This window comes from Limnoraphis robusta BA-68 BA1, from assembly GCF_034932365.1.
GTDB lineage: Bacteria > Cyanobacteriota > Cyanobacteriia > Cyanobacteriales > Microcoleaceae > Capilliphycus > Capilliphycus robustus.
The window spans coordinates 1-21,809 of record NZ_JAYGHR010000032.1 but is presented as its reverse complement, the minus strand read 5'-3'; the positions used below and the strand labels follow the sequence as shown (position 1 = coordinate 21,809).

Annotated in this window: 15 protein-coding genes and 1 pseudogene; all 16 read left to right on the top strand. The window is 42.7% G+C overall.

The window, feature by feature from the left end:
- Positions 1 to 249 precede the first annotated feature (249 nt).
- Positions 250 to 1,167: a UbiA-like protein EboC gene (gene eboC, locus VB836_RS12085; protein WP_323219558.1), complete on the top strand. Its 918-nt coding sequence runs from the start codon at positions 250 to 252 to the stop codon at positions 1,165 to 1,167.
- Positions 1,168 to 1,326: 159 nt separating this feature from the next.
- Entirely contained in the window at positions 1,327 to 2,544 is a 1,218-nt protein-coding gene (locus VB836_RS12080; protein WP_323219557.1) for a 3-dehydroquinate synthase, read from the top strand.
- Entirely contained in the window at positions 2,535 to 3,794 is a 1,260-nt protein-coding gene (gene eboE, locus VB836_RS12075; protein WP_323219556.1) for a metabolite traffic protein EboE, read from the top strand. The genes VB836_RS12080 and eboE overlap by 10 nt, the downstream gene beginning before the upstream one ends.
- Before the next feature lie 108 nt (positions 3,795 to 3,902).
- Positions 3,903 to 5,339, top strand: a complete 1,437-nt coding sequence (locus VB836_RS12070; protein ID WP_323219555.1) for an alkaline phosphatase family protein — start codon at positions 3,903 to 3,905, stop codon at positions 5,337 to 5,339.
- Positions 5,340 to 5,384: 45 nt separating this feature from the next.
- A complete protein-coding gene (locus tag VB836_RS12065; protein ID WP_323219554.1) occupies positions 5,385 to 6,242 on the top strand; it encodes a pentapeptide repeat-containing protein in 858 nt (285 codons plus the stop codon).
- A gap of 377 nt (positions 6,243 to 6,619) precedes the next feature.
- Positions 6,620 to 8,635: a hypothetical protein gene (locus tag VB836_RS12060; RefSeq protein ID WP_323219553.1), complete on the top strand. Its 2,016-nt coding sequence runs from the start codon at positions 6,620 to 6,622 to the stop codon at positions 8,633 to 8,635.
- Positions 8,636 to 9,297: 662 nt separating this feature from the next.
- Positions 9,298 to 10,662, top strand: coding sequence for a magnesium transporter (gene mgtE / locus VB836_RS12055; protein ID WP_407659657.1), 1,365 nt, complete (start codon positions 9,298 to 9,300; stop codon positions 10,660 to 10,662).
- Positions 10,663 to 11,104: 442 nt separating this feature from the next.
- Complete coding sequence (locus tag VB836_RS12050; RefSeq protein ID WP_323219552.1) at positions 11,105 to 11,533, top strand: MerR family transcriptional regulator; 429 nt, start codon at positions 11,105 to 11,107, stop codon at positions 11,531 to 11,533.
- A 99-nt stretch (positions 11,534 to 11,632) separates the two neighbouring features.
- Positions 11,633 to 13,999 (top strand): DEAD/DEAH box helicase family protein, encoded by a 2,367-nt coding sequence (locus tag VB836_RS12045; RefSeq protein ID WP_323219551.1) that lies wholly within the window; start codon positions 11,633 to 11,635, stop codon positions 13,997 to 13,999.
- Positions 14,000 to 14,078: 79 nt separating this feature from the next.
- Positions 14,079 to 15,302 (top strand): restriction endonuclease subunit S, encoded by a 1,224-nt coding sequence (locus VB836_RS12040; protein ID WP_323219550.1) that lies wholly within the window; start codon positions 14,079 to 14,081, stop codon positions 15,300 to 15,302.
- Between the two features lie 13 nt (positions 15,303 to 15,315).
- Positions 15,316 to 15,555, top strand: a complete 240-nt coding sequence (locus tag VB836_RS12035; protein WP_323219549.1) for a hypothetical protein — start codon at positions 15,316 to 15,318, stop codon at positions 15,553 to 15,555.
- Positions 15,556 to 15,562: 7 nt separating this feature from the next.
- A complete protein-coding gene (locus tag VB836_RS12030) occupies positions 15,563 to 16,009 on the top strand; it encodes a type II toxin-antitoxin system VapC family toxin (RefSeq protein ID WP_323219548.1) in 447 nt (148 codons plus the stop codon).
- A gap of 11 nt (positions 16,010 to 16,020) precedes the next feature.
- Positions 16,021 to 17,874 (top strand): N-6 DNA methylase, encoded by a 1,854-nt coding sequence (locus tag VB836_RS12025; protein WP_323219547.1) that lies wholly within the window; start codon positions 16,021 to 16,023, stop codon positions 17,872 to 17,874.
- A gap of 218 nt (positions 17,875 to 18,092) precedes the next feature.
- Positions 18,093 to 18,197 (top strand): annotated as a pseudogene (locus VB836_RS12020) (RNA-guided endonuclease InsQ/TnpB family protein); the annotation flags it as partial.
- 194 nt (positions 18,198 to 18,391) lie between these two features.
- Entirely contained in the window at positions 18,392 to 19,102 is a 711-nt protein-coding gene (locus tag VB836_RS12015; protein ID WP_323219546.1) for a hypothetical protein, read from the top strand.
- Between the two features lie 243 nt (positions 19,103 to 19,345).
- Positions 19,346 to 21,809, top strand: a 2,464-nt coding sequence (locus VB836_RS12010) for a CHAT domain-containing protein (RefSeq protein WP_323219545.1), incomplete at its 3' end; no start/stop codon positions are given.

Here is a 21,809-nt window from a genome sequence, read left to right as displayed (position 1 = left end):
TCTTAAAAGCCTTTCTCTGTAAAGAAAAGGAGAATTATTTCCAAAGTTTTGATATTTTCTGTTTAAATAGAGCCTAAAACTTTCTCCCCATCAAAGGTTTAGCGATCGCAAAATTTTAGAATGAAACAGCCCTGGGGATTAAAGGGGGGATCAAGGGGGGATTAAGGGGGACAAGGGGGATAAAAAAGGGAGGCAGGGGAGAAAACCTGAATCATCAAAAATTTTTCTTTCAGTACAAAGGTAATCGATTTGAATACAACAATTTTAAGCGATCGCACAACCGGGTATTTTCAGCTTATGCGTCCCCCCAATATTCCCACAGCTTGGGCGGATATCTTAGCCGGATATGCCATTGCGGGGAGTAACGCACCCATCAATTCTTTATTCTGGTTACTGTTAGCAACCACTGGACTTTATGGGGGCGGAGTTGTTTTTAATGATGTTTTTGATGCAGAATTAGATGCAGAAGAACGCCCCGAACGTCCAATTCCTCGAGGTGCTGTTTCATCTCAAGAAGCGACAATATTAGGCGGTTTTTTGCTAACAGTTGGAGTGCTTGCGGCTAGTCAAGTTTCAGTTGTGAGTTTAATATTAGCGAGTCTGATAGCTGCTGCTACCTTAATTTACGATAGTACAACTAAACATGATTCATTGTTAGGGCCGTTAACAATGGGCTTTTGTCGGGCGGGTAATTTATTGTTGGGAATTAGCGTTTTCCCAACGGTATTTAACAGCATTAATTTAAGTAATTTTTCAGGGCTTCATCCCACCTATCTCGCTATTATTCCCATTTTGTACATTGGTGCAATTACTGCTATTAGTCAAGGTGAAGTTTACGGGGGAAGTCGTAAAACTGGACAAATATCTGTTGTGTTAATGGCTGTTGTCATTGCGATTTTGTTAGGATGTGCGATGACATCTGCTCATATTATCAGCGCTTTATTGTTTGTTGGGTTGCTAACTTGGCGAATTTTTCCCCCTTTTGTTCAAGCGGCTACTAATCCCCAACCTGACTTTATTCGCAGTGCTGTTAAAGCGGGAATTTTATCTTTAGTTATTGTTAATGCAACAATTGCTTCTTGTTTTGCGGGTGAAGTTTACGGTTTTTTGGTGTTAGCATTGTTGCCTTTATCAATGGCATTAGCGCGTCTATTTTCGATGACTTAAACCGCAGAAAACACTGTGGGGGTGGGTTCATATCAGTCACCAGTATTTTCGGGGCGGGTTTATGTAGGCTGTTTGTTAGAAACAAAAATCAGGGTGGAACCCGCCCCTACAAAACCAATCAACTTCGACAAAATTAATAACTGAACAGGATACACTTCGATGACTTTTACACTTTCTAAACCGACTCTTTTAAACGATTCATCTGTTGACTATGCCCCGCTAAAACAAGAGGTAAAAGTGACGTTTAACTACGATGTTCATTTTACCCGCGATTTATTTAACCCCAATAATTGTTTATTAGCAAATGTGTTACTCTCGAAAGGAGAAGGAGTTAAAAAAGCCATAACATTTGTTGATAGTGGACTTCCTCAAAAAGCCGAAATTATTGCTAAAATAAAAGCATACAGCGCTCGCCATTCTCATGCGTTAAACTTGAAACCCGGTTCAACTTTAATTGCAGGCGGAGAAGCGGCTAAAAATAATCCTCAACTTGTCGAAGATTTACAAAAACTGATTTCAGACGCCGAACTTTGTCGTCACTCTTATGTTATCGCAGTGGGTGGCGGTGCGATGTTAGATTTAGTTGGCTACGCCGCAGCAACCGCCCATCGAGGTATTCGGTTAATTCGGGTACCAACGACGGTTTTAGGGCAATGTGACTCAGGAGTTGGCGTTAAAAATGGGATTAATGCGTTTGGTAAAAAGAACTTTTTAGGAACGTTTGCACCGCCAACTCTTGTTTTCAACGATGCCAACTTTTTAACAAGTTTAGATGATAGAAATTGGCGTTCAGGTGTCGCTGAAGCGGTGAAAGTTGCACTGATAAAAGATGCTGCTTTTTTTGATTTTATCGCGGATCGAACGGAAGCACTCGCTAACCGAAATTTAGATGCAATGCAGCAAATTGTTTACCGTTGTGCAAAGTTGCACCTCGATCATATTGCGAGTGGAGATCCTTTTGAAATGGGTAGTTCTCGCCCCTTAGATTTTGGTCACTGGGCGGCACATCGGATAGAATATCTCAGCAATTATCGACTTTATCATGGGGAAGCAGTTGCAATTGGTATCTGTCTCGATAGCACTTATTCTTATTTATCGGGTTTGATCACAAAGCAAGAATGGCAAGAAATTTTAAGCCTCTTTAAAGCATTAGGATTTCGCCTGTATGATGCCGAACTTTCTTCTTATTTAAATCAACCCGAACATCCCCGATCTTTGTTTAAAGGATTAAGCGAATTTCAAGAACATTTAGGCGGTGAACTGACTTTAATGCTATTAACCACAATTGGTCAAGGTTTAGAAGTTCACGAAGTTGATTTAGACAAATATCGCCTAGCAATTCTGATGTTAGAAGAGGCAGATTTACAATGCAGTTAACTGAAAACGGCGCTCACCTAACCTACTGCACGAATATTCATCCGGGCGAATCTTGGCTGGAAGTTTTGACGAATCTAAAACAGTATCTTCCCGCCTTGAAAAGTCGCTTTAATACTGAATATTTCGGCATTGGTTTACGGCTTTCTCATCAGGCGACAATACAACTTCAAGCCGCAGAAATTGCCGAGTTTAAGGCTTGGTTAGTTGAACAGGGACTTTATGTTTTTACCCTAAATGGATTTCCCTATGGGGGCTTTCATAACGAAGTGGTAAAAGATAAAGTGTATGCGCCAGACTGGACAACACCCGAACGAACCAACTACACCAAAAACCTCGCTCATATTTTAGCAGAATTGTTACCCGAAGGGGTGAAAGGGAGTATCTCAACTTTGCCTCTTTCTTATAAGCCTTGGTTTAACAGTTCATCTAATATTAATCAGGTGTTTAAACAGAGTACAATCAATCTTGTTGAAGTGGTTATTTTTCTGGTTAATCTGCATCAGACGAGGGGGAAATTTATTCACATCGATCTAGAACCTGAACCTAATGGATTAATCGAAAATTCAGCCGAAGTCATTAAATTTTTTGAGAATTGGCTGTTACCTCTCGGTGGAAAATACCTCGCCAACAAACTTAATCTGTCTCTAAACGCAGCAGAAACACTTTTGCGAGAACACATTCAAATCTGTTACGATACTTGCCATTTTTCCGTTGTTTATGAAAATCCGGTTCAAGTTTTTCGGGACTTTAAACAAGCAGGGATTTCAATCGGTAAAATCCAAATTAGTGCAGCGATTAAAAATAAGCTTCCTCAAGAAAAATCTGAACGGGCTAACCTCGCTGAATCTTTACAGAAATTTGCTGAATCAACTTATTTACATCAAGTTGTTGCGGCTTATGCTGACGGTACTTTGCAATCTTATATTGATTTACCCGAAGCACTTGAAGATTTAAAAGAAACAACGGCTCAAGAGTGGCGAACTCATTTTCATATTCCCATTTTTAATCAAACCTATGGCATTTTACAGTCTACCCAAGACGATATTTTAACAGTCTTAAATCTGTTGAAAAGTTATCCCTGTGAACATTTAGAGATTGAAACTTACACGTTTCAGGTTCTACCTGAAAACCTCAAAACTGATTTACTCACTTCTATTCAAAGAGAATATGATTGGGTAATTCAACAGGATGTCGAGAATTTTAATCTCTATTCATCTCAATTCAAAAAACCTTTACTAAAAATTCCTTGATCCCCCCCCTTCCCCCAATCCCCCCTTGATCCCCCCTTAAAAATGGGGGTGGGGATATCAATCTATGAAAAACACGTTTTAAATTTGATGTTTTATTGGAAAAAAGCAATGCAAAAAACAGTTGTAATTAATGTTGTGGGTTTAACGTCTGCGTTGTTAAAAGCCATGCCAAAACTGTCAAAATGGGCAGAAAAAGTTAATACAATTGAACCTGTATTACCTGCGGTGACTTGCTCGGCTCAGACGACTTATTTAACAGGTAAATGGCCGAGTGAACATGGTATTGTTGGTAATGGTTGGTATTTTAAAGACGAAGACGAAATTAAGTTTTGGCGACAGTCTAACCGTTTAGTACAAGCACCAAAAATTTGGGAGATGGCTAAAGAGATTAATCCTAATTGTACAACCGCAAATCTGTTTTGGTGGTACAATATGAATTCATCGGTAGACTATGGGATTACACCTCGCCCGATGTATCCGGCTGATGGTCGCAAAATTCCTGATATTTACACTCAACCCGGTGATTTTCGCTCGCAAATTCAATCCGATTTAGGTCAATTTCCTCTGTTTAAATTTTGGGGGCCAGCAACTTCAATTGCTTCTAGTAAATGGATAGCAGATTCCGCGAAATGGGTTGATATTCGTCAAAATCCCACCTTAACACTCATCTATCTTCCTCATCTAGATTACTGTTTGCAAAGTGTTGGGACTCAACCGGAAGAAATTCCAAAATATTTAATAGAAATCGATCAAGTTTGTGCCGATTTGATTGACTATTATACGGCAAAAAATGCTAATATTGTTGTGTTATCAGAATACGGAATTACTCCAGTTTCTCAGCCCATACATCTGAATCGATTATTCAGAGAAAAGGGTTTATTATCCGTCCGAGAAGAATTAGGTTTAGAATTGCTAGATACGGGGGCTAGTGAAGCTTTTGCAGTCGCCGATCATCAAATTGCTCATATTTATGTGCGCTCAAAGGCTAATCTTTCTAAAGTGCGATCAATCCTCGAAAATGTTGATGGAATTGCCCATATTTTAGATGAGGAAGGTCAAAAAACATTTCACCTCAATCATAACCGATCAGGTGATTTGATTGCGATCGCTCATCCTCATGCTTGGTTTACCTACTATTATTGGCTAGACGACAAACGCGCCCCAGATTTTGCGCGGACTGTTGATATTCATCGCAAACCCGGTTATGATCCGGTTGAACTTTTTATCGATCCAAAAATTACCTTTCCTCAAGTCAAAATTGCCTGGAAGTTGTTACGCAAGCAATTTGGTTTTCGTTATTTAATGGATGTTATTCCATTGGATGCAAGCCTAGTCAAAGGTTCTCACGGTTGTATTCCGCCGAATGCTTGTGATTATCCAGTTTTTATCACTCAAAAAGCAGAAAATTCTGAAGAAAATTCTCTCTTATCTACCCAAATTACTCAACTCATTCTTGAGCAAATTTTTGGCAAACAAGCAGAGACTTTCATCGAAAAACAAGGAATGCTTAACCAGCAATTTGATCACGCCTCATCTTTCACTTAATTTTCTCTCTCATAAATACACACCTTAAATTGAGGAATTAAATCAATGATACTGAAAAAACTACTAACAACATCATTAACAGTTTTACCGCTTGCTTTTAGTGGAATTGTTTCTCCTGTTCATGCTTTTAATCAAGTTGATTTAGAGCGGGTGTTAAACGGTAATGACTGTATTGGCTGTGACCTCAGTGGAGCAGAATTTAGAGGAGTTAACCTGAGTGGTGCAAATTTTCAGGGAACAAACTTTAGCGAAACTAACTTTTTTGGAGTTAACCTAAGCCGTTCTAACTTTTTAGGAACTGATCTGATAGGAGCGAATTTCTTTGGTGTTAATTTCAGCGAAACTAACTTTTCTGGAGTTAACCTCAGCAATGCTAATTTTGTGGGAACTGATCTGATAGGAGCGAATTTCTTTGGTGTTAATCTCACCGATACTAACTTCGCTGGAGTCAACTTGAGTAATGCTAATTTTCTCGGAGTTGACCTTATTAGAGCTGATTTTCTGGGTGTTAACCTTACTGAAACTGACTTGATCGGAGTTAATCTAAGTAACGCAAATTTTCTGGGAGTTGACCTAATCAAAGCCGACTTAATAGGCGTTAATCTCACGGAAACTGATTTTATTGGAGTCAACTTAAGTCAAGCCAACCTCACGGGAGTTAACCTGGCTGGAGTAGATTTTATTGGAGTTAACCTGAGTGAAGCGAACCTCACAGGAGTTAACCTGACTGGAGTTAACTTTGTGGGAGTAAACCTGACTGACACTCTTCTTAATGGTGAAAATCTACTCGACAAATTTGCCAGCGTTCCCGAACCTTCATTCTTAGTTAGCCTCAGCTTTTTAGGAATAGCAGCAGTAGGAACTCAAATCAAAAAGAAACTTGACTCTTGTCAAAAACATTAAATCATCTATCTAAGGGAATAAAAACCACAAAGACACAGAGAACACCAACCGAAAAAATCTTCGTGACTTTGTACCTTTGTGGTGAAATTTACTAGAAAGAGCTAAGGGAATTAGCCCATTAGCCCGAGTTAGCAAACTACTAAAAATCTGTGGGATATTCAAAAGAATATTCATAGCAAATATTAGTTAATCTTTATAACCTATGTACATAGGCGGTTGTAATACGTTTTCAAAACGTTGGCTTTCGCCTGCAAAAAACTTGGCACTTGAGAGCATATTTGTTGGGCAGTAAACCCAATGAGTTAGCAAGTGCTGAATAGATTGCCACAGTAAAAACTAAAGCTTTTTATCCCATCTGTAAAACGAGGAGAAATCTCATGGCATCCGAAAATACATCAACTGAAGAGATGAATATGTCAAATCCGACTGCTGGCGGTGGAATGGGCTTTAGCAATCCCCTTGCCCCCGCAGAAGGCTATGAGTACGACTTCAGCAGCTTTAACGGCGATTCAGAGGCTCCTGGCACTCCGTTTGATCGGTTAATTGGGCTTCCCGGTATTGATAATCTCGGTGACATTTTTGGTGGCGGTGGCTCCCAAGGTGGCTCTGACGCTGGAAATCCCTTCGGTGGCGGTGGTTCACAAGGCGGATCTGGTGTCGGTGGCTCCCAAGGCGGATCTGGTGTCGGTGGTTCACAAGGCGGCTTCGGTGGCGGTATGGACGACATGGACGAAGATTCCGAAACACCTGTTGATGACACCCCCATGCCCGTTGAACCCGATGGTGGAATTGGAGACGGCGCAGGATCTCCCAGTGGTGGAAATCCCTTCAGTGGTGGTAACTCGCAAGGCGGCTTTGGTCGTGGCTCTGGTAACAGTAATCCCTTCGGTGGCGGTAACATCGATACTGGCGAAAATAACGAAAATTCAGGCAGTGGTAACTCTGCGTTTGGAGATGCCAACTCTACATCGGGCAACGGTAACACGAACTTCGGCAGCAACAACCAAACAGAAGGCAATGGCAACCGTTCTTTCGGGGAAGGCGGCGAGGGTTTTAATGAAGTCTTTGAAGGTGGAGAAAATCCACTGGAGGCAGGTGAAAGTGATGTGCCGATCGATCTCGGATCAATTGGGGGTAATATTCCTGTGTTTGCGGGTGGCGGTACACCTGCACCAGAGGGTGGCATACCTGTTGATCTTGAAGATTTAGAAGAGAGTAGCGACAATGAAACTTCCGGTAACGGTAACTGGAATTTTGGCAGCGATAATGAAACTTCCGGCAACGGTAACTGGAATTTTGGCAGCGACAGCACTATCGAAGGTAACGGTAACTGGAATCTAGGAGATAATAACGAGATTACAGGCAGTGGCAACCGTCCTAGCGGCAGTGGAAACACGATTAACGGCAATGGCAACCGTCCCACTGGTAGTAACAATACTATTAACGGCAACCGAGTCAGCACCTCTGAGGATAACGTAGACATCTATGGAAACGGCGATCGCTATTTCCAAACCGATAGCGATGGCAATACTACGCTTGTTAGTGATGAGTCAGCCAGCGATCCGAACTACACTTATGATTTTAGTGGTGTTGTGGGTAGTGACTCCGCAGATAATGCTGATGTAGATTTTAGTCGTGTGATCGATCAGTTCCCATCAGATAGCGACACCGATCAGACTGCTGAAGATATTAGTCAGATCAGCGATGCGCCAGAAGAAGACGAAGTTGATGATACTGATTTTGAACCGTCTTCGACAGACAGCCCAACTAACGAAATGTCTGAAGAATCAGAGGAAGATGACGTAATGGGTGAGGATGATGGATCTGCCCTTTTAGAACAACTCCGAATGAGTCCCTTTGGTCGTCTGTTAGATATTGAAGGTGTCGATGGGGTTGAGGATATTTTTGGTAACGTCGGTGGCGGTGACAATTCTTTCGGCGGTGTAGGCAATGGCAACCCCTTTGCAAACTGGAACCCCCTGACTGATGGCAATCCTTTGATTGAAGGAGACGAGCCTAATTTAGACAGTGATCAAGGCGATGGCTATTGGTTGAGTGAAGTTGAAATTGACGGCATTACAGGGGAAGTGTCATCTAGTATCGATAATTTTGTTGAGTCTGTTGAAGCTCGTCTCGACAATCTGATTAATTCTGGGGGAGAAGGTTTAGACGAGGGCGCTGTAATTGCAGAGATCGGTGATGAGTATCTTCTCAACGACGGCTCGGGCGGCTGGTATATTAGCTCAGATGAAACCTTTGACAGTAATGACCTGCTCGTTTTCGACGGTAGCCCGAGCAACAATTTGCCCTATTTTGAAGCCGTCAACGTTTTTATGAATTCTATGGCAGAAAATCTGGACAACTCGACTGTCATTCCGTTTATCGGCGAGTAATATTATGTCCGGTTGATTAATTCTGTTATGGGGTGGGTTTAAACAGTGAACAGTGAACAGTGAACAGTAACCAGTGAACAGTAACCAGCGCAAACTTGCGACCCGGCGGTTTCCGTCGGTAGCAAAGTTTGTAAGAGAGTGAACAGTAAAAACTGGTAACTGATAACTGTATAACTGTAAACTGTAATGAACCCGCCCCTACAGAATCATTATTGATTAGTCGGACATCATATAACCCGTCAATAGGAACAAGCGACAAGTGATGGTTAATATAGCAGAAGTCAGGAGACACCGAGACAGGAGACAGAATTGAAACCTTTATCATAAAAGGATTTGACAGAAAAATACTGTCCTAATCAAAGGCTTCGACTGCTATAACTGAAAACTGGTAAGGGCAATTGATCAATTGGCCCTACTGGTCACTGATATAGCGGAACGTACAGCCCAAAAACCCGGTTTCTTTGACAAAAACCCCGTTTCTCAAAGAAGCCGGGTTTTTAATGGGCAATTGATCCAATTGCTTTTGTTACCCCGTGAAGGATTTTCAGCCATTTGATCACCCTGGTTATACAACCGAATGCCACTTTGCTTCTAGACTGGATGCAGAAGTCGTTTGAGGAGAGCTGCCATTGACTGACGAGAATAAATCAACTCTACCAACGATGTCGCGTAAAGAATTACGGGAGTTGGTGCGCTCACAACTGCAAGTCTTATTGGATCGCGGAGACTTGCAAGCCGCAAAAACTATTCTAGTCCCCGTACAACCTGCTGATATTGCTGAAGCGATCGAAGGTTTACCCGAAACCATGCAGGTGATTGCCTTTCGTCTATTATCCAAAGACGAGGCCATCGAAGTTTACGAACAACTTGACTCTAGCGTTCAGCAGTCTCTCTGCGAAAAATTCAAACGCCAGGAAGTCATCGACATCGTTGATAAAATGTCTCCTGATGATCGCGCCCGTCTGTTTGATGAACTCCCGGCTGCGGTTGTGCGTCGGCTAGTGTCTCAACTCAGCCCGACTGAACGCCAAGCCACAGCCTTACTACTGGGGTATGAAGCCGGAACTGCCGGAAGGATTATGACCCCAGAATATATCTCGTTGAAAGAGCATTATACTGTTGGTCAAAGTCTGGAGCGAATTCGCAGTTTAGCTAATGTGACTGAAACGATTTATTCGCTCTATGTGACGGATTCTGATCGACAATTAATGGGAATTTTGTCATTACGGGATTTAGTCACCGCTCAACTGGATCAAACGATTGGGCAAATTCTCAACCGCGATTTAGTGTGTGTGCAGACGGATACCGATCAAGAAGAAGTGGCTCGGATTATCCAACGTTATGATTTTCTAGCGATTCCGGTGGTTGATAGTGAACAGAGGCTCGTCGGAATTATCACGGTTGATGATGTCCTCGATATCCTACAAGAAGAAACCACTGAAGATATCTATGCTTTGAGTGGGGTGCAATCTCAGGGGGATAATTACTTCCAAGCCAGTTTGTTGACTGTGGCTCGCCGACGGGTGGTTTGGTTATTAATTTTGCTGCTCACCAATAGCGTCACGGGTGCGATTCTGAAAATGCAACAAGATCTCCTCCAACAAGTTGTCGCCTTGTCCTTTTTCATTCCTCTTTTGACGGGAACGGGTGGAAATGTTGGCGCTCAGTCTTCTACAGTGGTGATTCGGGGGATGAATACCGATGAAATTCGGGCGATGGGGCCATTACAGGTGATTTGGCGAGAGGGTCTAGCGGGTGCTTTACTCGGGACAATTTTAGGGGTTTTAGCAACGATTTGGGCGACCTTGTTTATTGTTCAGGGTAATGTGTCTGTGGCTCTGTCTGTGGGGATTAGCTTAGTGGCGATTTCGATTTTAGCTTCTGTGGCGGGTTCTGCTTTGCCTTTTTTATTTCGCACCTTGGGGTTAGATCCGGCGTTAATGTCCGCACCGTTTATTACAACGGCGGTTGATGTTCTCGGTGTTCTGATTTACTTCAATTTAGCTCGATTGATTCTGCAACTCTAATGTTATGAAACTTAAAAGTGATCTCGAAATTCTGGAGTCAACTGTCAGCGATCGCGATCCTCGACCCTCTTGAGAGTCCAAAAGTCAAAAACTCAACCCTTGTGTGAAAAATCTCTAACTCAGGCACAGCTTGGGTTTGAGGATAACCTGTTTTCTGGTACTCCGTATTTTCACGGATTTTTTAATTTGACTGTTCCCTAAAAATCAGTATAATCAACATTTTCAAAAGAGGGGAGTTCTGGATATTATGTTGTTGGTAGATGTGAAGCTCGTTTTCTCTCCCCGGCCCCATAAGTCGGGGTTTTGTTTTGTCTAGTGTTGACGGACGTTTTGAGGTGCAACGAGGCGACAGTGGACGGTAATGATGCTCATGCCCCAATTAAACATTTAAGTTTAATACAAACATAAATGTATTATAGCGGCTTGCTATAGACTTGTGTGTATGGCAGAACAGTTTTTTACCAGCAAACAAGCGGCTGAAATTACAGGTTGTAGTCTCCGTCAGTTGCAGTATTGGCGGGAGAAGGGGGTTGTTGTGCCAAGTATTAGCGCAACGGGAACCGGACGCAGCATTTATTACTCTCGTTCGGAGTTAGTGAAGTTGGCAGCGATGGAATATTGTTTATCGGTGGGGTTGAGTTTTGAGGCGGCAGCGACGACTTTGAAGCAGTTGCAGGAAAAGCAGCCAGAGTTTACAAATCCAAGTTCGCAAGAGCGGTTTATGTTGTGGTGGGATTCAAAAGAGCGATCGCTTCACCTGGTAGAATTTGATATGGAGAAGGCGATCGCTTCCTTAAAATCTGGTCAGCCTGTTATTCCGGTGTGGTTGGATCAGATTCATCAGCAGGTAGCTAGTAAGCTGGTTGGGTAAGTGCGATCACTTGGATTAGATATGATTCATACATCAATTAAGGGGAACTCTAAAGGAAGACAATCCAATATAATTTGTAACTGAGGAGCAGGTATCTTGTTGAGCGAGGACATAAACGAAGACGGTCAACTGAATGAAGCTGAAACTATAGCCAAGTTGATTAACCCAGCACTCTACAAAAAAGGCTGGACTGAGGAATTTATTAAGCGTGAGGTTACAGCACCAATCAGGATAATTGATGGTGTAGCTCGTAAGCAGAAGAAAGGCCGAGCAGATATTGTATTGCGTTTGATGCCTGGATCTAATAAGCAGCTTGTAGCTGCATCAGTGGTTGAGGCGAAAGCTGAGAAATACTCACCAAGTACCGGGCTAGAACAAGCTAAGAAATATGCTAAACGGCTGCACGTTCCTTTTGTTTACTCTACCAATGGGCATCGGTTTGTAGAATTCGATCGCATTGAAGGTACTATATCCAATTTCAAACCGCTTTCCGAATTTCCCGCTCAAGGAACCATTCGTACCCGTTATGAAAAATGGGTTGGGTTTAAGCTAGATGATCCGGTAGCTCAACCCCTGCTAACTCCTTATACGGGTGGGGATTCTGCGGTTCGTTATTACCAAGATGCGGCGATTCGGGCGGTTTTAGAGAAAATTGCCAGATGTGAGAAGGAAGGCACTCCTAAACGCGCTTTACTGTCTCTGGCGACGGGTTCGGGTAAGACTCGGATTGCGGTACATTTGATGAAACGAATTGCGGATTCGGGACAGCGAGTGAAGGCGTTGTTTGTATGCGATCGCGTAGAATTGCGCCAGCAAGCTTCGACAGCATTTCAAAATGTCTTTGGTGCTAATGCGGCGGTTGTCACTTCTAGAGAACCTCAAAAGAATGCTCAAATTTTGATTGCCACCTACCAAACTTTAGGTGTGGAAGATAATGATGATGCAAGTTTTTTAACTAGAAACTATCCAGAAAATTACTTTAGTCACATTATTATAGATGAGTGTCATCGTTCAGCTTGGGGTAAGTGGTCTATTATTCTGAGGCGAAATCCTCAAGCGGTACAAATTGGTTTGACGGCAACCCCAAGAATTATTGAAGTAGCTGAACAAACTGAAGAAGTAATAGAAGATGAGCGGATCACTACTAATAATATTGAGCATTTCGGTGAGCCTGTTTATGAATACGATATGCTCCAAGGGGTTGAAGATGGCTACTTAGCTGCTTGTGAGATTATAGAACGTGGAGTCAAGCTAAATTTTGACCAACTTTCTGTAGATGATATATTGACAAATAACCCCAAAGATGTTGATACAGGTTTGCCGATCGCTGAAGCAGAAGTTCGCCAGATATTCCAAAGAGGTAAAATAAAAAGTCGGATATTTTTACCCAATTTTGAACAGCGAAGGTGTGAAGATTTGTTTAGTTACTTGTTGGAAACGGGAGGTGCGGAACAAAAAACGATTATTTTCTGTATGAGCGATCGCCATGCGGATTTAATCACTAAAAACATGAATAACCTTTATGTTGAATGGTGCAAGCAGAACAATCAAAATCGGGTTGAGGATTATGCTTTTAAATGCACTGATAAGGGAGGCGGACAAGACTTAATCCCAGATTTTCGGGGGAGTTCTCGCAGTCATTTTATAGCCACGACAGTTGATTTATTGACAACTGGGGTTGATGTACCAGTGGTGCGAAATATTGTGTTTTTCAATTACATTAACTCACCGATTACTTTTTACCAAATGGTCGGAAGAGGGACGCGACTGGCTGAAGGAAAATTAATGTTTCGGGTTTACGATTACACCGACGCTACTAGGCTATTTGGGGAAGAGTTTCTGACTAAGTTGCGGACTCCGAGTAGGAGTTCTAGAAGTAGTAATTCTCAAGTTAATGCGGTTGCAATTGAAATTGACGATCCGAGTAACTGGGTTGAAGAAACCGCAGGCGGTCGGTTTATGCGTGCTAAGGTTGATGGTGAAGATGCCCGGATCTCAGTTGAGGAATATAAAGAACGAATTGCAGCTAAGTTGGTGGAATTGGTTCCTGGTTTAGATGCGTTTCGCACTTGCTGGACTAACCCAACTACTCGGAAGGAATTGTTAAATAAGTTGGTGAATTCAGGGGTATCACCTACGGAATATTCTGTTGTAGAAGAGTTGGGAGATTATGATTTGTATGATGTTTTGGCAGATATTGGGTATGGGGTAGCACCTCGGACTAAAAAGGAACGCGCTATTGCTTTTATTTACAAGCAGGCTGATTGGTTAAGTAGTATGCCAGAAGCAACGGTAAAAACGGTTGAGAAGTTATTAGACCAGTTTGCACAAGGGGGAATAGAAGCTTTAGAAAATCCGAGTATTTGGGATTTAGTAGGTAGACAAAAAGCGATAACCACGCTAAAGGTTTTGGGTAAACCATTTGATATTTTAACGCAGATTAAAGAGAAGATTTTTTCCAAATGAACCTGCTAAATGTTATTAAAATTTATGAAGATCTCTTGCCTAGTGTTGATGTGATGTTTCTAGTTGAGATAATTGGGAGATGAAATTGGAAGAACATAAAAAAAAGTTACCTGATGGATGGCGATGGGTAAAATTGAGCGAAATATGTAAAGGTAAAGGCCAATATGGAACCTCAAAAAAAGCTTCAGATAATCCTAATGCTATCCCAGTTTTAAGAATGGGAAATATCTCAAATGGTCGGATTGATTGGAGTGATTTAAAGTATATTTTAATGCCTCAAGCTGAAGAAGAAAAATATCGTTTAATAAAAGGTGACATTCTTTTTAATCGAACAAACAGTGCTGAACTTGTTGGGAAGACAGCAGTATTTGATGGATTACAGAAAGCTGTGTTTGCTTCTTACTTAATTCGCTTCCGGGTTGCTGAGGATAGAGCAGAGCCTTTTTATTTATCTGCTTACATCAATTCAGCATTTGGGCGGAGTTTTATAGAAGCAAATATGACTCGTGCTATCGGGCAGGTAAACATCAACGCATCTATTATGGAGGCGATGCCTATTCCTCTACCGCCACTGGATGAGCAAAAACGGATTGCAGCTATTTTGAATGAGAAGATGGAAGCGGTGGAGCGATCGCGCCAAGCCACCCTAGCCCAATTAGAAGCCGCCAAAACCCTCCCCTCTGCCTATCTCCGTGCTGTTTTCAATAATCCAGAAGCTCAAAAGTGGGAAAGAAAACGACTTGGGGATATGTGCCAAATAGTAGCTCCTCAAGTCGATCCAAAGATTAAAGAATATGGCGTGTTACCTCATGTCAATGGGGAAAATATTGCAGGCGGAGTATGTCGTTTACTTTATCTGAATACTGCTGCTGAAGATGGAATGACAAGCGGAAAATATCTATTTGATTCAGGAGATGTACTGTACTCGAAACTTAGACCTTATCTAAGAAAAGCAGTATTTGTTGATTTTCAAGGGCTATGCAGTGCTGATATGTATCCAATTAAGGTTAATCCAAACTTCCTCGATCCACAATTTACAACCTGGATGCTTGTCTCTGATGAATTTACTAAATATGCTGATGAAGAATCCCGCAGAGCGCGAATGCCCAAGTTAAATCGTGAAGAATTGTTTGCTTATAATTCTCCTTTACCATGTCTTTCTGAACAAAAGCGCATAGCAGCAGACTTAAATGAAAAAACGGCAGAAGTTCAAAAACTACACAAAGCTTTAGAAGAACAACTAGAAGCAATTAATAAAATGCCATCAGCCTTTCTACGCCAAGCTTTTAACGGAGAACTATAAACCTAAAACAGCCATGACTGACAACACACTTCAACAATTAAAGCAGCAAGCCGATACCCTAACGCTAGAAGAACAACTAGAATTAATTGCCTATCTAGCCGAAAAAGCTAGACAAACGCAACCTACTAACAAACCTCGACAAAAATGGAGCGAAATTCGCGGTTTAGCTTCTGCATCCGCATTAGGTGAAGATGCTCAAACCTGGGTTTCTCGAACTAGACAGGAAGCCGACGAACACCGAGAAAGGCAATAAAAACAGAATGAAATTAACCGATAGTTTGCAGGGAGTTAGCCGCTTATTTTTAGACACAGCACCCGTTATTTATTACATTGAAAACCATCCTCAATACTTTTCAGTAGTTGAACAGATTTTCGATCGCATAGATAATGGCTTGTTAATAGCGGTTACTTCACCTGTTACCCTAAGCGAGTGCTTAGTCATACCTTACCGCTTGGGACAACCCCAAATTCAGCAGTTATTTATTAACCAGCTTGTCAACGGAAACAATACACAATTCAGATCCATTGACTCGGACATTGCCCAACAAGCAGCCGAATTGCGATCGCGGTATAATTTAGCCTTACTTGATGCCTATCAAGTGGCTATTGCAATTGAGACTAAAAGCGAAGCATTTTTAACCAATGATATCGCCTTGAAGCGGGTCACTGAATTGCGCGTCTTAGTAGTAGATGAATTAGAACTATAAAATTATCCCTAATGGCTCGAACTCGTAAAAATAATACAGCAAACGGTAATGGTAACGGCAACGGTCGCAAATACACCAGCCAACAAAGCCTTAACAGCTACATCAAAAGCATCTGCGACATCATGCGTCGTTCCAACTGTGCTGGGGCGCTGCAATACGTTCCCGAATTAACTTGGATTCTATTTTTGCGAATTCTCGACGAACGAGAACAACAAGACGCAGAATACGCCGAAGCTGTGGGAATGGATTTTTCCCCCTCTCTCCAATCTCCCTACCGTTGGCGCGACTGGGCAGCACCTTTTGATGATTCCCTCTTTGCCCTAGACAGCGAACAACACTCTCAAGGTTGGAAACGTTTGCAACTCTGCGAACAAACTAAGGAAGCAACTGAACTGCAAGACTTGAAAGAAAAGGGATTTATCTCAGACCTATCCCAACCCTTCAAAACTTGGGTAGATTTCATTCTCATCCCCCGTCTGAAACAACTCAAAGACCAAGAAAACGCCACCCCCAAGCAAAAAATTATCAGCGAAGTGATATCCGGTGTGGAACGAGTCCGCATCGACACTCAAAAAAACCTGCTGGATATTCTAGATAAAGTCCATGAAATTAGCAGCGAAAACGTAGACGATACCCACATTTTCCCCCTCTCCCAAGTCTACGAAGGGCTGTTACTGCAAATGGGAGAAAAGGGCAACGACGGCGGACAGTTTTTCACCCCTCGCCCTATTGTCCGCTTCATGGTACAAGTCATCGACCCGCAAATTGGCGAAACTGTTTATGATGCGGGACTCGGTACAGGCGGTTTTTTGGCGCAGTCTTACGAACACATGGCGGGACAAAACAACTGCAAAATTACCGACCCCCAACAGTTAGACATTCTCAAGCACCAAACCTTCTACGGACGGGAAAAAGATAATCAAATTTATCCCATTGCCCTCGCTAACTTAGTTTTACATGGCATTGACGAACCCCACATCTGGCACGGTAACACGCTTACAGGTGGCGAAGCTTATGGCGGTTTGTTTGCAGGCGCACCGGATCAATATGATGTCGCCTTAATGAATCCTCCCTTCGGCGGTAAAGAAGGCAAAGAAGCGCAAACAGGTTTCGACTATCAAACCAACGCCACACAAGTGCTATTTCTTCAGCACGTTCTCAAAAGCCTTAAACCGAATGGACGCTGTGGCATTGTCTTGGATGAAGGCATTTTGTTCCGTACCAACGAAGCCGCTTTTGTAGCCACCAAACGCAACTTGCTGCGAGAATGTAACCTGTGGTGCATCGTCAGTTTACCTGCTGGAACTTTTGTAGCCGCAGGCGGAAACGTAAAAGCCAATATCCTGTTTTTTAAGAAAGGCGAACCCACTGAAAAAATCTGGTATTACGATTTATCCGATATCAAAGTCGGCAAGCGCACCCCTTTGACAGAGGCAGATTTTGAAGACTTCTTCCGCCTGCTACCCACAAGAGGAGATAGCCCTAAAAGCTGGACTGTAGACATCGCCGCACGCAAAGCCGAAGCCGCAGTAAAAGCCGCACCGTTAGAGGAACAAGCGGAAACCCTGAACCAACAAGCAACCGAGTTGCGCGATCGCCTCACCACCTTGAAAAAAGCCAAACAACAAGATACGGAAGAATACAGAGAAATTGAACAAGTTGTCAAAGAGATAGAAAAAGAGGCGAAAGAATTAAAAAAACAAGCTCAAGCCATCAAAGATGCTGTCTACGATCTCAAAGCAGTAAACCCGAATGCTAAAGCAGAAGAAGACGATCGCACCCCAGACGAACTGCTGGACTTCATCGAAGCAAAAGGGCGCGAGATAACAGCAATTTTAGCTAGTTTGAGGACTAAAAATAACTAACAAACGATAGGGATTTGCTGTGTCAGTTAGGGGGATGGAGTCGCGATCATTGTAACGGTGCGGGCGATCGCTTAGATGGGAAACAAACCCCAATTGCACTCCTATTTGGCGGAGATGTTCCGAACGAAAATCCTTTCCTCCATCAGTGTAAAAATGTTCGGGTTTTCCGTAAGTTCCCCACTCACAATGCAGTCTATATTCGGTGGGATATTGTTTCGGTAAAAAATCATTGTCTAGCCAAGTCAATTAATGATGCGGGTTGGTATCAATTCAGAAAATGGTTAGAGTATTTTGGGGTTAAGTTTGGCAAAATCACTGTTGCGGGTGTACTCCATTTCCTCAACCTCTGTAAAACAGCGCAATTCAGCGTCTTTTACCATTGACGTTAGAACTATTTTATTGAGAAAAGCAATATCTTTGCATAAGTTCCGATGTGTAGGAGATAAGTTAGTTTGAGCGGATGTTGCAGTAGACTTCTGATTTCGCTCAGATTAAACATCTACGAAGGTTCTCAATTATGTTTTTCTCTAAATTTGTTAAAATAGCTACAGCGACTTTATTCTTCTCTAACCCTGTACTGCTAGAGTCTCTACAGACTTATCGGTTTCCGTTTATAGAATCAACGGCGCAAGCGCAAACGGTGTTAATCCCCTCTGAACAAATAGCAACAAAACAATGGCAAACACTGACCTCGCGAGAGGCTAACTTTAGCGTTTTAATCCCTCCTGGAAACCCTCAACAAGAAACTCTTGAAGAATCATCGGGTCAATTTCAGTATCAAATTCAAAGATTTATGCTGTCCGATGAAAAGGGAATTTATTACCTTGTTGCCTATACTGATAATCTTCCCTTTCTTCCCACCTCTTTAACTGCCGATCAAGCTGATATCTTTTATGACAGCTTCACTCAAGGTATACTCAGTAAAGATCCGCAAGCGAAAGTTCTCTCCCAACGTGAAATTACTTTAAAAGGTGTTCTTGGTCAAGAAATCGAGGTAGAAACTTCTAACGGTGTATTACTAAAACTGCGCGTTTTTGTGGCGAATTCTCGGATTTATATCCTCATGGCGGGAATAAATACCCCTTCCCTTGCCAAATCGCAAAATGTCACCCAGTTTTTTAATTCATTTGATTTAGTGAATCATCAAGCTCCGGTTGTTTCCCAAAAACAGACTTCCAAAAAACAGACTAAAGTTTATTCTATCGAGCAATCTATACGGTTGAAGTGAGGGGAAACGTTCAGCAATTGAGTTATTTTTTAAATCTTTACCCCCTTGAGTTTTATCGGTAGCGATCGCAGAATGTTTCAGATTGGCGATCGCTTCAAGGGGTCGAGAAAAATGACTCGATCACTCATATTTATTGATCTGAATGTAGAATATTGAGAATTCATCATGGATTAATATTTTGCATAAGTTCAACATCCCTGAGAATAGGTGATAGGGAGGCAAACAAATTTGAGGAAAAGGCAGATGTTCACCCCCGCTCAACTGATACTCAAAGGACTGGCGGTTTGCTGTGGAGTCGTCAGTTTATGGCTTGTCCCTGGAACCGTTATCGCTCAGGAGTCTACTACTCATCCCGTTTTGTTGGCTCAAGTCTCTCCTGAAGTTGAAGCAGCAGGAGAGAAAGCAGATCAAGCAATTAAACAAATTCAAGCGGGGAACTGGGAAGCAGCGATAACCCTCCTCGAACAAGCGCTCCCTGTTATTCGGAAAGCCTGGGGTTCAGAACACCCTGGTGTTCAAGTCCTAGAATATTACCTCAAAGGCGCTAAACTGGCTCAAGCAGGGAATATTGAAGACGCAAAAGCGGCATTTGAGCAAGCAATAAATCTTTTTAGACAAATACAGGAAGCCAGAACAACAAATAATCATCAAACAACATCCTCTCAACAGTCTCCTGAACTCGAAGAAGCTAACCGACTCCACCAACAAGTTATTCAACTTTATGAACAAGGAAAATATAACGAAGCTATACCCCTAGCAAAGCGTGTTCTGGAGATGTATCAGAAGCTACTGGGTGATGAACATCCCGATGTCGCCACCAGCCTGAGCAACTTGGCATTACTCTACCGAGAACAAGGACGCTACACCGAAGCCGAACCCCTGTACAAACAAGCATTGGAGATGTTTCAGAAGTTATTGGGAACAGAACATCCCCATGTTGCCACCAGCCTCAACAATTTGGCAGAACTCTACCGAGAACAAGGACGCTACAGCCAAGCCGAACCCCTGTACATACAAGCACTGGAGATGTTACAGAAGTTATTGGGAACAGAACATCCCCTTGTCGCCGCCAGCCTCAGCAGTTTGGCAGCACTCTACTCCTCTCAAGGACGCTACAACGAAGCCGAACCCCTGTTAATACAAGCACTGGAGATGTTTCAGAAGCTACTGGGTGCTCAACACCCCGACGTCGCCACCAGCCTCAACAATTTGGCAGCAATCTACTCGGATCAAGGACGCTACAGCGAAGCCGAACCCCTGTACATACAAGCATTGGAGATGTATCAGAAGCTACTGGGTGATGAACATCCCGATGTCGCCAATAGCCTCAACAATTTGGCAGCATTCTACCAGTCTCAAGGACGCTACAGCCAAGCCGAACCCCTGTTGATACAAGCATTGGAGATGAGACAGAAGTTATTGGGAACAGAACATCCCTCTGTTGCCACCAGCCTCAACAATTTGGCAGCACTCTACTCGGCTCAAGGACGCTACAGCCAAGCCGAACCCCTGTACATACAAGCATTGGAGATGTATCAGAAGCTACTGGGTGATCAACATCCTAATGTTGCACTCAGCCTCAACAATTTGGCAGTATTCTACCAGTCTCAAGGCGATACAACTGGGGCGATTAACTTTCTCAGTCGAGGACTAGAAGTTCAAGAAAAAAACCTGAATGTTCTCTTGGCGACGGGTTCAGAACGTCAGAAACAAGACTCCATGCAAACGGTTTTACGAACAACTTATGCTGCTATTTCTCTGCATCTCAAAGATGCCCCAAATAACACCGAAGCGGCGCGTTTAGCTTTAACAACGATTCTACGCCGAAAAGCTCGAATTCTAGATGTGATGACGAATGATTTACAGCTATTGCGAGAAAATATTACCCCGGAAAATCAACAACTCCTCAGTCAATTTGAAGCGCTTCAAACCCAACAGGCAAATTTACTGTATAATCCACCCAAAGATTTACCCCCTGAACAATTCCGTCAGCTAATGAATGGTTTAGCCGCAGAAGCAGACAAACTCGAAGCGGAACTTTCTCTCCGCAGTGCAGAATTTCGGGTGGAAACTCAACCCGTTGAGATTGAAAATATAAAACAATTCATTCCTGAAGATGGGGTTTTAGTAGAGTTAATTTTGTATGCACCTTTTGATGCAAAAGCGAATCAATGGGGTGAATTGCGTTATGCGGCTTATATTCTTGCTGCGGATGGTCAGGTGAATTGGGTTGATTTAGGGGAGGCTGAACCGATTGACCAAAAAGTGAGGTTGTTTCGTCGAGATTTGAGGAACAAGTCCGCCAGTGTGAAACATTCAGCCCGTGAATTAGATGAAGTGGTGATGCGACCGATTCGAGAAATGTTGGGCGATAAAACTCATATTTTAATCTCTCCTGATGGTCAATTGAATCTAATTCCGTTTGCGGCGTTGGTGGATGAAAATAATGAATATTTAGTGAGAAATTATTTGTTTACTTATCTCTCGACTGGACGGGATTTATTAAGATTACAATTAAATGCGCCGAGCCGTCAAGACCCGGTGATGTTAGCCAACCCCAATTATGACGAACCGGGTGATGTTACGGGAGTTCAACTGGCTTCAACTTCCCCTAACCTTGAAGATTGTGACCCTCAGTTGAGTCCTTCTCGCCCCCCTAGCCCCCCAACTTTGGGATTTAGCCCCCCTAGCTTGCCCCCCTTTGTCC

Excerpts from the sequence above, each read along its gene's own strand:
- VB836_RS12035 (WP_323219549.1), top strand. The coding sequence starts at position 15,316 with ATGACTGACAACACACTTCAACAATTAAAGCAGCAAGCCGATACCCTA.
- VB836_RS12015 (WP_323219546.1), top strand. The coding sequence starts at position 18,392 with ATGTTTTTCTCTAAATTTGTTAAAATAGCTACAGCGACTTTATTCTTC.
- eboE (WP_323219556.1), top strand. The coding sequence starts at position 2,535 with ATGCAGTTAACTGAAAACGGCGCTCACCTAACCTACTGCACGAATATT.
- VB836_RS12040 (WP_323219550.1), top strand. The coding sequence starts at position 14,079 with ATGAAATTGGAAGAACATAAAAAAAAGTTACCTGATGGATGGCGATGG.
- mgtE (WP_407659657.1), top strand. The coding sequence starts at position 9,298 with ATGTCGCGTAAAGAATTACGGGAGTTGGTGCGCTCACAACTGCAAGTC.
- VB836_RS12070 (WP_323219555.1), top strand. The coding sequence starts at position 3,903 with ATGCAAAAAACAGTTGTAATTAATGTTGTGGGTTTAACGTCTGCGTTG.
- VB836_RS12025 (WP_323219547.1), top strand. The coding sequence starts at position 16,021 with ATGGCTCGAACTCGTAAAAATAATACAGCAAACGGTAATGGTAACGGC.
- VB836_RS12030 (WP_323219548.1), top strand. The coding sequence starts at position 15,563 with ATGAAATTAACCGATAGTTTGCAGGGAGTTAGCCGCTTATTTTTAGAC.
- VB836_RS12050 (WP_323219552.1), top strand. The coding sequence starts at position 11,105 with ATGGCAGAACAGTTTTTTACCAGCAAACAAGCGGCTGAAATTACAGGT.
- VB836_RS12060 (WP_323219553.1), top strand. The coding sequence starts at position 6,620 with ATGGCATCCGAAAATACATCAACTGAAGAGATGAATATGTCAAATCCG.
- VB836_RS12080 (WP_323219557.1), top strand. The coding sequence starts at position 1,327 with ATGACTTTTACACTTTCTAAACCGACTCTTTTAAACGATTCATCTGTT.
- VB836_RS12065 (WP_323219554.1), top strand. The coding sequence starts at position 5,385 with ATGATACTGAAAAAACTACTAACAACATCATTAACAGTTTTACCGCTT.